The sequence below is a fragment of the Halorussus aquaticus genome (assembly GCF_024218795.1).
GTDB classification, from domain to species: Archaea; Halobacteriota; Halobacteria; order Halobacteriales; family Haladaptataceae; genus Halorussus; species Halorussus aquaticus.
This window is the reverse complement of the sequence record NZ_CP100400.1, coordinates 372350-385133: the sequence shown is the minus strand read 5'-3', so window position 1 is coordinate 385133 and position 12784 is coordinate 372350. Positions and strand designations below refer to the sequence as shown.

Sequence of the window (12784 nt, the reverse complement as noted above, 5' to 3'; positions counted from 1 at the left end):
ACCCCGGACGTAGATTCAAGGCGGAATCTCCCGTTTTGCGTGTCACTCGGATGCGCATACTCATCGTTCCCGAACTCTACCGGCCCGACGACGCGACGGCCAACGGCACCCTCAACGACGCGGTGGTCTGGGTCGAGCAATGGCTCGACATCGACCCGACTCTCCACGTCTACTGGTTGCTCGCGCCGCCCGAGGTGGCCGACTACGACCGAGAGTACGTACTGGCCGACCGCGAGCGCGTGACGCTCGTCGAGGCCGAACCGTTCATGCACGGACGCCGACACCGGAACGCCTTCACGGAGTCGGGCTACAGCGAGGGCCAACTGGAGGCGCTCGCGGCGGCGACCTACGACCAACTGGGCTACGTGGACGTGGTCGTGGACCAACTTCGCAGGGGACGGGCGGACCTCTACAAGTGGCTGCTCGCGCTCGACGGCCACCGGGTCGGCCACCCGTCCCCGGTCGATATCGTCGCGAACGTCCACGACCTGCAACTCCCGTTCAAGTACGCGAACACCGGATGGCGAAACGAGTTCCAGCGCGAGACCGAAATCGCCGACGCGGTCCTGAGCGACGGGATGTGGTTCAAGGCCGCCATCGACGTGGAGGGCATGCGTGAGTTCGGCCACGAGTTCATGCAGGAGTCGGTGGTCGACCGGGCGCTGGACGACGCGGTCCTGACCGGCAGCCCCATCGACTTCTCGCAGTTCGACGCCGAGTACGCTGACGACCCCGAGTACCTCCACGTCGCGGGGTCCATCTGGGACAAGAAGCAGGTCGGGACGGTGATGGAGATAGCCGAGACGCTCCACGACAGGTTCGGCATTCGTACGCTGATGACGAGCATGAGCGCGATTCCCGACGAGTACGCCGACCTGCCGTGGGTCGAGGCCTACCCGAAGGCGTCCCGCGAAGAGTTCGAGGCCGCGCTCCGGCGCGGCGACCTCTGCGTCTCGGCGACCGAGTACGAGACGCTCGCTCGGACGTGGTTCGAGCAGGCCGGGAGCGGACAGGTCCTGATAGCGCGAAACCAGCCGTGGATTTACGACGCCATCCCGCGGGACTACGAGTTGGCCGGGACCATCGAGGAACTGCCCGCCATCGCGGTCCGGGCGGTCGAGAACTGGGACGAGGCGGTCGCCGAGAGCAGGCGGATGCTGGAGTACGTCGCGGAGATTCGGGACCCGGAGCGGTCGGGGCGGCGCACCCACGGCGACGCGGCCGAGCGCGTCGCCAGAAAGGTGGAAGCCTACGAACCGGACCGCAACGACGAAATCGTCGGGGACGCGCTGGCCGAGGCGGCGGACGACGGCGGCCGAGTCGCGCTCGACGACCTGAACCGGGCGACCGCCGCGTTCACGGAGAGCGGCGACCCGATTCTGGACGGGAAGTGCGCGCTCAGCGAGGTCCTGTTCGCCCTCCGGCGGCGGGGGTACGAAGACACCGGGAACCCCGGGACGCCCGTCTTCGAGAAACGCGAGTAGCCCGGGTCCGGACTACTCGTTCGCCCCGTCGTCCGAACCGCCGGCGGCGCGGCGCGGACTCGACCCGCCGTCGGGGGTGCGCTCGCGGCGGGCGAACGCCGCCACGGGAGGGCGGACGCGCAGTCGCGCCGACGCCTCGTCGGCCGCGCCGGACCGGTCGTCCCGGACCGCGAACTCGTCGCTCTCGACGAGTTCCGGCACGATGACCTGCACGAAGTGGACGAGCAGCACGAGGAGTAGCGGACCGAGGAAGAGACCGTACCAGCCGAACAGCACCGGACCGAGGACGTAGGCCAGCATGACGAGACCGGTGTGGAGGTCCCTGCCGGAGACGTACGGACGCAGGAGGAGTTCCGGAATCGTGTCCACGACGACGAACGCCGCGAGGAGGAACACCACCGGGAACCACAGGAGGGCCGGGTCGCTGAGCGCGGCCACCGCGGCCAACACGATTCCGAGCGGGACGTACACCAGTTTCATCCCGACGACCGGGATGAGACTGGCGAGTCCGGTGAGCAACCCCAGCAGCGTCGGCGAGGGCACGGATATCACGGCCGGGGCCACCACGTCGAGCAGGTTGTAGACGACCGCGGCCAGAATTGCGATGACGAACGCGGTCAGGATGTTGCCGAAGTAGACGGTTTCGAGGTCGTCGTCCACCGCCTGTGCGAACGCGACCGTCGGACTGTCTTCGCCCGCGACCTCCGTGCGGAACCACGACGCGAGTCGGTAGTCGTCCCGGAGCAGGTAGAACGCGACCACGAGCGTGATGACGATGCCGAGCGCGGTACTGGCGAGGACGCCGAGCACGGTGAACACCGAGCCGAGAATCTCGCGGACCGTCTCGGCCCCGCGCTGGGCGGCGAACTGCTGGAGGTCCGCCTGCAGTTGCCGGGGGGTCGTCTGCAGGAGCGCGAGCAGTTGCTGGGGGTCCAGCAGTTGCGACAGGTTCATCTGGGTCCCGAGGACGCCTTCGAGTTCCTCGAAGCCGACGCCCGCCAGCGAACTCAGTTCGCGGACGCTGACGACCACGGTGTATCCGAGCAGGACGAGACCGGGCAGCGCCAGTCCGAACAGCGCCGTGATAGCGGCCAGCGTCGGTTGGTGCATCCGGTCGAGCAGTCGCCGGTACATCGGCCGGGTCGCGTAGTAGACGAACAGGCCGAGCAGGAAGGTCCCGAGGAACGAGGCGACGACGTACCCCAACGCGAGCGCTAACCCGACGGCGACCAGCCACCACGCGAGTCGCTCGCGGTCGAACGAGAACTCTCGTACCCAGCTCATACCCGGACGTTAGGTGCCCAGACGTAAGTCGCTCGGGGGCCGGGCGGAGTCCCCGCTTCAGAACAGCGGTTCGCCCATCGTCTCGCGGCCGAACGCGAGGACGACCAGTCCGCCGAGGACGAACGCGACCGCGAGGGGCGCGAGCGCCGCGAGGTAGCCGACCTCGACCAGCGCGCCCGCCAGAATCGGGCCGACGACAGCGCCGATTTTGCCGACGCCGCCCGCGAACCCGTTTCCGGTGCCCCGGACTTCGGTCGGGAACAGTTCCGGCGTGTAGGCGTAGATTGCCCCCCACGCGCCGAGCGTGAAGAAACTCGCCGCGAGCAGGCCGCCGAAGAACGGCCAGAACCCCGAGAAACCGGCACCGAACAGCGACACGCCCGGCATCGACGCCGCGAAGACGAAGGTAAATATCCCGGACAGGACGAGATAGCCGCCGAGCGTCGGCTTCCGGCCAATCTTCTCCACGAGGTAGGCCGCGCTGAAGTAGCCGGGGAACTGGACCAGTCCGATGAGCAGGAAGTAGACGTAGAGACCCTCTATCGTCGCTCCGCCGACCGAGAAGCTCTCGACCACGCCCGCGGCCCCGACCGTGTCCGGCAGCCAGATGAACACGCCGTAGTAGCCGAAGTTGACCGCGAACCACGCCGCGGCTATCATCACCGTGCGCTTGCGGAGGTCGGTCTCGAAGAGGCGAGCGTAACCCGCCGAGTCGCCGGTCTCGACCGACTCGGCCGTGATGGGAGTGAACTCCTCGCCGTTCTCCTCGGCGATGGCCCGGATGCGGTCGTTCGCGCCCTCGACGTCGCCCGTCTGGGCGAGGTAGTAGGGCGTCTCCCGGAGTTGGCTCCGGATGACGAACACGAGCAGGGCCGGGAACGCCGCGCTGGCGAACAGGAGTCGCCACCCGGCGACAGCGCCGAGGACGGGGACCGCGACGGTCCCGCCGGTCGAGAGCGCCGAGAGGAACAGCCACGACAGCACGACCGCGAGGACGTTGCCGAGCGGCCAGAACGCGTCGAGGTAGACGAGATAGCGCCCGCGTCGCTCGGTCGGCAGGTGTTCCGAGAGGTAGGACGTGTCCACCGCGAGCGCGCCGCCGAGACCGACGCCGGTCAGGAACCGCAGCGCGAACCCGGAGTAGAACCCGGTTGCGAACGCGGTCAACCCGGCGAACAGCGAGTAGGTCAGGACCGTCCACTGGAAGGCGTCCTTCCGGCCGTGTTCGTCGGCGTACCAGCCCCACGCCCAGTTACCGGCTATCATCCCCATCAGGCTCGCGCTCCCCAGCAGTCCGGCGCTCAGCCCCGAGAGTCCCCACGCGGAGATGAGGACCGGGAGCGTGAAGCTGATGATGATGACCTCCATGCCGTCGAACGCCCACGCGCTCCCGCAAATCGCCAGCAAGCGACGGTGGAACCGACCGACGGGGATTCGGTCCATCACTTGCGAGACGGTCACGCGCTCTTCCGTGGTTACTCCGTCTGCCATCCTGTGACTCTCCGTTGTGGTAGTTCACAATCGAAAATACTTAAAGAGGAGGATTCAGACTACATTCGGGAGTATTGGAGAACTTTTCTCTTCAACAGTGGCGGCTGGCGGTGAGCGCCCTTCGGTGCGGGGTCGGGGCCAAAAGGTTGGATATAAGTACGCGCGTGGCGGATTTTTCGGGTATGAAAGACCAAGGAGGCTCCACGCGCAAGCGTACCGGCGGCCGACTCCGACACTCGCGAAAGAAGAAGAAGCACGAACTGGGCCGTGAACCCACCGAAACCACCGTCGGCGAGACCCGACTCCCCACCACGGACTCCCGCGGAAACACCCAGAAGATCCGCGCGCTCTCGACCAACGTCGCCAGCGTCGCCATCGACGGCGAGACCGTCGAAGCCGAGATAACGGACGTCGTGGAGAACGACGCCAACCCGAACTACGTCCGACGGAACATCGTCACCAAGGGCGCGCTCATCGAGACCAGCGAAGGGACCGCTCGCGTCACCTCCCGTCCCGGTCAGACCGGCAACGTGAACGCCGTCCTCGTGGACGACGAGTAACGCTCACTCGGCCCCGATTTCTCACTCGCATCCGACCGATTCGGCGACTGTACGAAGCCCCCTCGCCGAACTCGTCGGTGAACTGCTGACACGGACCCGATAGACGTAGCCGTGGCCGTCGAGAGCGACGCGTGTCGTCGAATCCTCTCAGAAGATGCTGCCGCGAAACCCCGGCGCTCAGACGCCGACAGTGTCCTCGACGCTCTCCAGCCCCGAGTCCGTGATGCGGAACTGGACCTTCTCGCCCGCGGGCTTGGCGCGGTGCTTTTCGAGAGTCGCGCGCCGGTTCCCGCCGCGGAACCGCTCGATGCGGACGACCGTCCCGGTCCAGTGTTCGAGGGTGTGCCCGCCCAGCGGCCGGGCCCGGTCGCCGTCGGGGTCCGTGTACACCTGATTCGTGAGGACGACCGCGAGGTCGTGCTTGCGCGCCAGCGAGAGCAAGTGGGTGACCTGACTGGCGACTTCGCGGAGCGCCTCGCCGCCCTCCTCGTCCTCGGCGCGTTCGAGTCGGTAGAACCCGGTCGCGCTGTCGAGAACCACGAGGTCCGCGCGTTCGGCGAGTTCGGCGGTGTCGCGGACCGCCTCCTCCTGCTCTTCGAAGTCGTAGGCCTCCTTGATGATGATTCTGGAGGTGAGGTCCTCGACGTCGTCCGCGCCGCCCGCGGCGTTCACGCGGGCCTCGGCGACCTGCTGGAACCGCGACAGCGACAGCCCTTCGGTGTCGATGTAGACCGCGGTACCGCCGTCGGCGGCGACTTCGACCGCCGCGCCCAGCGCGACGTTCGTCTTGCCCGCGGCGGGCGGGCCGTACACCTGCGTGACGGTGCCGGTCTCGAACCCACCGTCGAGCAGGTCGTCGAGCGGCCCGCACCCGGTCGGAATGGCCTCTTCGTTCACGGGCGAGCGTTGGGCCTACCCGGTCAAAAGGCTCCGGATTCGCATTCGCGTCCGAGACACGTGGCGCTCGGTGCGACGGCTATCGTAGGACGCGACGAGACTCCGAACGCCGGAACCGAGGCAGACGAACTTTTGACCCCCGAACGCGAACCACCGAACAGTGACAGTTGTCGTCGCCACAGCGGACTTCGAGGTGTATCACGGCGTGGTCAACGAGTTGCGCGACCGGGGCGTGACCTTCACCACGGTCGAACCCGGCGACCCGCTTCCGGACGGAGCCACGGTGCTGATTCACGCCGAGAGCGACGAGGACACGCCCGAGGCAGTGACCGACGACCCCGACGCGCGTGCCGACGTAGAGACGGTCGTCGCCGACCCGGAGAACCCCCGGCGTGCGGTAGACGAGGCCCTCGCCCGCCTCCGGAGCGGCGACGGCCGGACCATCGTCGGTATCGACCCCGGCACGCGGCCGGGTATCGCGGTCCTCTCGGGCGACGTGGTGGTCGCGGCGTTCCACGTCCCGCTGGCGGACGTGGCCGAGACGGTCCGCCGAGAGGTCGAGGACGCGGTGGACCCCGTCGTCCGCATCGGCGACGGCGCGCGATTGCAGGGTGCCCAACTCGTCCGGGAGTTGGAGGACGCGCCCGTCGAACTCGTGGACGAGACCGGGACGACGCCCTACCTCGGCACCGGTGCGCGCGGCATGGGCGACGTGCTCGCCGCCGTGAACATCGCCCGACTGGAGGGCAAGCGCGTCGAGGGACGCGACATCGAACCGACCGCCGGAGAGCTACAGGTCATCAAGAACAAGTCGCGCGAACGGGCCGACGACAACCGGGAAATCGACGAGGAACTGGCCCGGCGCGTGGCCGCAGGGGACCTGACGCTGGAGGAAGCGATGGACGAGCATCGAAACGGCGGGTAGGACGAGCATCGAAACGACGGCGGGAGTACCACTAACAGCGTTCGAGTTGCCTCCGTAACGGAATCCGCCTCTGATTGGTCTCTACGACTCCCGAATCGCGTTCTCCGCCCGCCGCATCACCTCGCGTACGGGCACTCCCGCCTCCGACGCCACCGCCGCGCAGTCGTCGTACTCGGCGCTCACGTCGTACACCGCGCCGGAGTCGTCGCTGGCGAGTTTCACGTTCACCTCGTAGCGCTCGCCGTCGAGGTCCACGACGACAGACTCGATTTCCCGATGGGCGATCCAGCGGTGAGTCGCGCCCGCCTGTCGAACGCCGAGCGTGCCGGTCTCCTCGGCGAGTCGCCGGGCGACAGCCTCGGCGTCGTCGGGTTTGCAGACGACCTTCACGAGGTGGCCCGGTCGGGACTTCTTCATCGTGAGCGGGACGACGGACACGTCGCGCGCCCCGACCTCGGCGAGCGAGTCCTGTAGGCCGCCTAAAATCTCGGGCGGGGCGTCGTCGAGGTTCGTTTCGAGGACCGCGACGTCGTCGCGGACGAGACTTCCGTGCGCCTCGCTCTCCCCGACCATCGCCCTGAGGACGTTCGGGTGGTCCGGGAAGTCGTACCCGCCCGCGCCGTAGCCCGACGCGTCGATTCGGAGCGAGGGCAGCGTCTCGACGCCCTCCGCGAAGTGCGCGAGGACGGCCGCGCCGGTCGGTGTCAGGAGTTCCGCCTCCACCGGACCGCCACGGAGCGACCAGTCGGCGCGCTCGGCGATTCCCACGACGGCGGGGGTCGGAACCGGGTAGACGCCGTGGCTCATCTCCACGTCGCCGCCGCCGGTCGCGAGCGGCGTCGTCACGACGCGCTCGGGATTCAGGTCGTCGAGGAGGAGGGCCGCGCCCACCACGTCGGCGATAGCGTCGTCAGCACCGACCTCGTGGAAGTGGGTCGATTCGAGGTCGGTGCCGTGGACGTTCGCTTCGGCCTCACCCAGCAACTCGAAGACGGCCAGCGCGTCGCGCTCGACGCTCTCGGGCAGTTCCATCGACTCGACGAGTTCGACTACCTCGGGGTAGGACCGGAGCGGACCGGACCCCTCGGCGTGCGTGTGGTCGTGGCCGGTTTCGTCGTGGTCGTGACTGTGCCCCCCATCGTCGCGGCCGTGACTGCGTGCGTCTTCGTCGTGCGAATGGTCGTGGCTGTGCCCTCCCTCACCGTGCGAATGGTCGTGATGGTCGTGGTCACCGTGCGAATGGCCCTCTGCGCGCGAGTCGTCGCGGTCCGTGGCTTCGTCATCGACCGCTGCTTCGCTTCCCTCGTCGTCCAGCAGGACCGAGACTGTGGTCGAAGAAATTCCGTTCTTGTCGGTCTCGCCGACCTCGTAGCGCACCGGTAGGGAGTCCTCGACGGGGGCGAGCGCGTCGCGGTCCGCGCCCGCCGCGAGCAGGGCGGCGAGTATCATGTCGCCGCTCGCGCCCATCCGACCGTCGAATGCGAGCGTCTTCATGGAGTATCGTGGGTCGCTCGCGGCGAAAAAGGCGGTGATTGTCGGCGGGGTTGTCGAAGTCGGTGACAGTCTGCGATACGGCACCCGCTTCGAGGAAGCTAGCGACTGCTTGAACCACGGAGTACGGCGACCTACAGCACCGCCACGTACAGCGACCGCACGGCACCGTCACGCACTACGACTGCCCGGCACCGCGTCCCCGACCCTCCCCCTATGCGCGCTCGGTCGCGAAACCGTGGACGCGACCGAGCGCCCGGTGGGCCGCCGAATCGGGTACGCCTCGTTGTCGCTACCACAAAGTTCACCTGTAGGCCAAACGGCTTTGTAGCGCGAGTCCGTATGCAAACCCATAGCATGCGCCCCGTCGTGACGACTCCGTCGGCCGGTTCACGAGGTACCCCCGGTAGCAAAGGACTTAACCTTCGCGGGCGCGGACCGACAAACAATCCCCGTATTATCGAATCATGAATGAAGTTCAACTAGAGGTGGCAAAGGCGTACCCGAACGACTCGGGTCGCGGTATCGCCCGACTCGACCCGGACACGCTGTTGCATCTGAAGCTGAGTCCGGGCGACATCATCGAGATTGAAGGCGGCGACACGACCGCCGCGAAAGTTTGGCGCGCGGACCGACAGGACTGGAACACCGACACGGTTCGCATCGACGGATTCACCCGGCAGAACGCCGACGTGGGTATCGGCGAGCGCGTCGAGATTCGGAAGGCAGAGGCCGAGAAGGCCGACAAGCTGGTCCTCGCACCGCCCGAGGAGGCCAGCGTCCAGTTCGGCTCCGACGCTGCCGGGATGGTCAAGCGCCAGATTCTCAAGCGCCCGGTGGTCGAGCGCGACATCGTCCCCGTGATGTCCTCGACCAACCACCCGTTCATGCGGTCGCCCGGACAGGCGATTCCGCTCATCGCGGTCGAGACCGACCCCGACGGCGTCTGTCTCATCACCGAGGACACCGAGGTCGAGTTGCGAGAAGAACCCATCTCTGGCTTCGAGAAGACCGGCGGCGGCATCACTTACGAGGATATCGGCGGTCTCGAGAACGAGATTCAGCGCGTCCGGGAGATGGTCGAACTCCCGATGAAGCACCCCCAGATATTCAAGAAGCTGGGCATCGAACCGCCGCAGGGCGTCCTGCTCCACGGCCCGCCGGGCACGGGCAAGACCCTGCTCGCCAAGGCGGTCGCTAACGAGACCTCCGCGAGCTTCTTCTCCATCGCGGGTCCCGAAATCATCTCCAAGTACTACGGCGAGTCCGAGCAACAGCTCCGGGAAATCTTCGAGGACGCGACCGAGGAGTCGCCCTCCATCATCTTCATCGACGAACTGGACTCCATCGCGCCCAAGCGCGAGGACGTGACCGGCGAGGTCGAACGCCGCGTGGTCGCCCAGTTGCTGACCATGATGGACGGTCTCGAATCTCGCGGACAGGTCATCGTCATCGCGGCGACCAACCGCGTGGACTCGGTGGACCCCGCGCTCCGTCGTCCGGGCCGGTTCGACCGCGAAATCGAAATCGGCGTCCCGGACGAGACGGGCCGCGAGGAGATTCTCCAGATTCACACTCGCGGGATGCCGCTCTCGGACGACGTGGCGCTGGACTCGCTGGCGAACGACACCCACGGCTTCGTCGGCGCGGACATCGAGAGCCTGACCAAGGAGGCCGCGATGAAGGCCCTGCGGCGCTACCTCCCCGAGATAGACCTCGACGAGGAGGACATCCCGCCGAGCCTCATCGACCGGATGATAGTCAAGCGTCAGGACTTCAACGGCGCGCTCAACGAGGTCGAACCCTCGGCGATGCGCGAGGTCCTCGTGGAACTGCCCAAGATATCGTGGGACGACGTGGGCGGTCTCGAAGAGGCCAAGGACCAAGTTCAGGAGAGCGTCGAGTGGCCCCTCTCCTCGCCCGAGAAGTTCCAGCGGTTGGGTATTTCGCCGCCGAGCGGCGTCCTGCTCTACGGCCCGCCCGGGACGGGCAAGACGCTGATGGCGAAGGCGGTGGCCAACGAGACCAACGCCAACTTCATCTCGGTCCGCGGGCCGCAGCTCCTCTCGAAGTGGGTCGGCGAGTCCGAGAAGGCCATCCGCCAGACGTTCCGGAAGGCCCGGCAGGTCTCCCCGACCGTCATCTTCTTCGACGAGTTGGACAGCCTCGCGCCCTCGCGGAGTCAGGAGATGGGGTCGAACGTCTCCGAACGCGTGGTCAACCAGCTCCTGACGGAACTCGACGGACTGGAGGAGAAGGGCGACGTGATGGTCATCGGCGCGACCAACCGCCCGGACATGATAGACCCGGCGCTCATCCGGTCGGGTCGGTTCGACCGACTCGTGATGATCGGTCAACCCGACGAGGAGGGCCGCGAGCAGATTCTGAAGATTCACACGGACGACACGCCGCTCTCGCCCGACGTGAGCCTGCGCGAACTCGCCGAAATCACCGACGGCTACGTGGGTAGCGACCTCGAATCCATCGCGCGAGAGGCCGCCATCGAGGCGCTCCGCGAGGACGACGAGGCCACCGAGGTCGGCATGACCCACTTCCGGCAGGCGATGGAGAACGTCCGTCCGACCATCACGGAGGACCTACTCGACTACTACGAGCAGATGGAAGACGAGTTCAAGGGCGGGTCGTCCAGTCCCCAGCAGGGTCGGCGCGGCGGCCGCATCGGCTTCCAATGAACCTTTTGCTGCGTCCTCGTGAGCGTAGCGAACGAGGGCTCGGGGCGGCTTCGCCGCCCCGGCGGTCGAGCGCGCCGTAGGCGCGCTCTCCCTGGCAAAACGCTCATCAAAAACACCGAGAGAGCGACGCTCTCCCGAGCCGTCGTTCGCTGCGCTCACGACGACACGGCGGTCGTTCGCTCGCGGTAGATTTCGGTGTGTCGACTGAAGGTGGAGAACGTAATCTGCTGGTCGGGAGTTACGGACACGCTCCGCGGGTCGAACGTCGAGACGCCCTTTCGCGGCAGCGGACTCGGATTCGTAACCGGTAATAAATATTTGGGACGGGCGCTGGCTCTGCGAACCTGTTCCCTTCTTTATCGTGGACGGAACAGTATTCCAGCGTGTGATGAACGTAGACACTCAGCGCCGTCGCGTACTCGGATTGGGCGCTACCGGCGCGCTCGCCGCGCTCTCGGGTTGTAGCGGCGCGACGCCGTTCGTCGGCAAACGACTCGAAGACGCACAGCAGTTCGACGCCGACTCGGTGGACTCGGTGACGGTGAACGGGCAGAACGGAGAGATCCGGGTCCGACCGACCGACGCCGACCGCGTTCGCGTCGAGACGGTCAAGAAATCCGGGTCGGTGTTCACCGACCTCGACGACGTGCGCGTCGAGACGGGCGTCGAAAACGGCGAACTCGCCGTCGAGACCCGCCGGACCGGCGACGGGTCGTGGCTGGGCGGCGTGCCCTCGGTCGAAATCAGCGTCGAACTCCCCTCAGAGGTCGGTCTCGGAGAACTCCGGACCGAGAACGGAAGCGTGGACGTCCGCAACGTCGCGACGGACGCGACGCTCGTCAGCGAGAACGGGGGCATCGACGCCCGCGGCATCGACGGGTTCGTCTCCGCCGAGACCGAGAACGGGAGCGTGACCGTCCGCAACGTCTCGGGCGTCGACGACGTGCGGACCGAAAACGGGAGCATCGACGTCGGGGTTCCGGCGATACGCGGCGAGACGACCGTCGAGAGCGAGAACGGGAGCGTGACCGCAGCGGTCGCGTCAGACCTGAACGCGGCTCTCGTCGCCACGACGGACTACGGTGACCTCGACGTCGAACTGCCGAACCTCGAGACCGAAATCAGAAGTGAGCAACTGGTCCAAGGGACGCTCGGCGACGGCGGCCCGAAACTCCAGTTCGTCACGGAGAACGGCAGTGTCGAACTCTCGGAACTGCGATAGCGCTTTTCGGTTCAGTTCTCGTCGGTCGCCCCGGCCGCTGTGGAACTGTCCAGTAGCTCCTCGGTAATCGTTCCGCAGAGACCTGCGAGCGCGTTCAACACGTGGAGCGACGCGAACGCGACGACCAGACCGAGGAAGGCGACGCCGACCGCCTCGCCGAAGGTGTCCACGGCGAGTCTGCCCGACTCGAACGGTCCGGCCGTGATGGTCCCGAGGCGGAGACCGACGTAGTAGTTCGACGAGTAGGTCAGCGGCGCGGCCATCAGTCCCACGGACAGCGAGGACAGGGTCGCGAGCGCGGCGAACGAGACGATGCCGAGTCCGAACTTGACCAAGAGGTAGCCGACCGCAATCCACGTCCGGGCGTCGGTCACGAGGCGCTTTGTCGCCGCGAGGACGCCCCCGGAGGTGTCGAGTGACGGCGCTCGAACGTCGGTTCCGAGCAGGCGATTGGCCAGTCCGGCCTCGAACCTCGCCAGCGCGCTCGCGCCCGCCAGCGTCGCCAGCAAAATCGGTATTCCGAACCACGTGACTGCGAGACCGACGCCGAGCGAGAACCCGAACGTCAGACCCACGAAGTACGCGAGACCGAGCGGGAAGGCGAGAACGAGGTATAACAGATTTCGATACGTCTGTGCGCGCACGGGGACGCCGACGAGCGTCGTCGCGGCGTCTCGAAACGTGGTCGTCATGCGTGTCACCGTACTGAAAGCGACGGCAGGTAACTCCGTAAACCG

General features: G+C 66.9%; 10 protein-coding genes. 5 read left to right on the top strand and 5 right to left on the bottom strand.

From position 1 onward, the window contains the following. Positions 1–50 precede the first annotated feature (50 nt). Positions 51–1484, top strand: coding sequence for a hypothetical protein (locus tag NGM06_RS02020; protein ID WP_254268696.1), 1434 nt, complete (start codon positions 51–53; stop codon positions 1482–1484). A 12-nt stretch (positions 1485–1496) separates the two neighbouring features. Here NGM06_RS02020 and NGM06_RS02015 read toward each other — a convergent pair whose 3' ends face one another. After that, a complete protein-coding gene (locus tag NGM06_RS02015) occupies positions 1497–2768 on the bottom strand; it encodes an AI-2E family transporter (RefSeq protein ID WP_254268695.1) in 1272 nt (423 codons plus the stop codon). Positions 2769–2825: 57 nt separating this feature from the next. Then, positions 2826–4259 carry an MFS transporter gene (locus tag NGM06_RS02010; protein ID WP_254268694.1) on the bottom strand — a complete coding sequence of 478 codons (1434 nt, stop codon included), beginning with the start codon at positions 4257–4259 and terminating at the stop codon, positions 2826–2828. Positions 4260–4441: 182 nt separating this feature from the next. Here NGM06_RS02010 and NGM06_RS02005 point away from each other — a divergent pair, with 182 nt between their 5' ends. Next, positions 4442–4819, top strand: coding sequence for a 30S ribosomal protein S8e (locus NGM06_RS02005; RefSeq protein WP_254268693.1), 378 nt, complete (start codon positions 4442–4444; stop codon positions 4817–4819). 177 nt (positions 4820–4996) lie between these two features. Here the strand turns inward: NGM06_RS02005 and radB are convergent, their stop codons facing one another. Then, complete coding sequence (gene radB, locus NGM06_RS02000; protein ID WP_254268692.1) at positions 4997–5716, bottom strand: DNA repair and recombination protein RadB; 720 nt, start codon at positions 5714–5716, stop codon at positions 4997–4999. Between the two features lie 160 nt (positions 5717–5876). Here radB and NGM06_RS01995 point away from each other — a divergent pair, with 160 nt between their 5' ends. Next, a complete protein-coding gene (locus tag NGM06_RS01995; RefSeq protein WP_254268691.1) occupies positions 5877–6641 on the top strand; it encodes a hypothetical protein in 765 nt (254 codons plus the stop codon). An 81-nt stretch (positions 6642–6722) separates the two neighbouring features. On the opposite strand, the gene larC is transcribed toward NGM06_RS01995, so the two are convergent. Beyond that, a complete protein-coding gene (gene larC, locus NGM06_RS01990; RefSeq protein WP_254268690.1) occupies positions 6723–8135 on the bottom strand; it encodes a nickel pincer cofactor biosynthesis protein LarC in 1413 nt (470 codons plus the stop codon). Positions 8136–8599: 464 nt separating this feature from the next. On the opposite strand from larC, the gene NGM06_RS01985 reads away from it, so the two are divergent. After that, complete coding sequence (locus NGM06_RS01985) at positions 8600–10825, top strand: CDC48 family AAA ATPase (protein ID WP_163520263.1); 2226 nt, start codon at positions 8600–8602, stop codon at positions 10823–10825. A 388-nt stretch (positions 10826–11213) separates the two neighbouring features. Further along, positions 11214–12047: a DUF4097 family beta strand repeat-containing protein gene (locus NGM06_RS01980; protein ID WP_254268689.1), complete on the top strand. Its 834-nt coding sequence runs from the start codon at positions 11214–11216 to the stop codon at positions 12045–12047. Between the two features lie 11 nt (positions 12048–12058). On the opposite strand, the gene NGM06_RS01975 is transcribed toward NGM06_RS01980, so the two are convergent. Beyond that, a complete protein-coding gene (locus NGM06_RS01975; protein ID WP_254268688.1) occupies positions 12059–12739 on the bottom strand; it encodes a sensor domain-containing protein in 681 nt (226 codons plus the stop codon). Between the last annotated feature and the right edge of the window lie 45 nt (positions 12740–12784).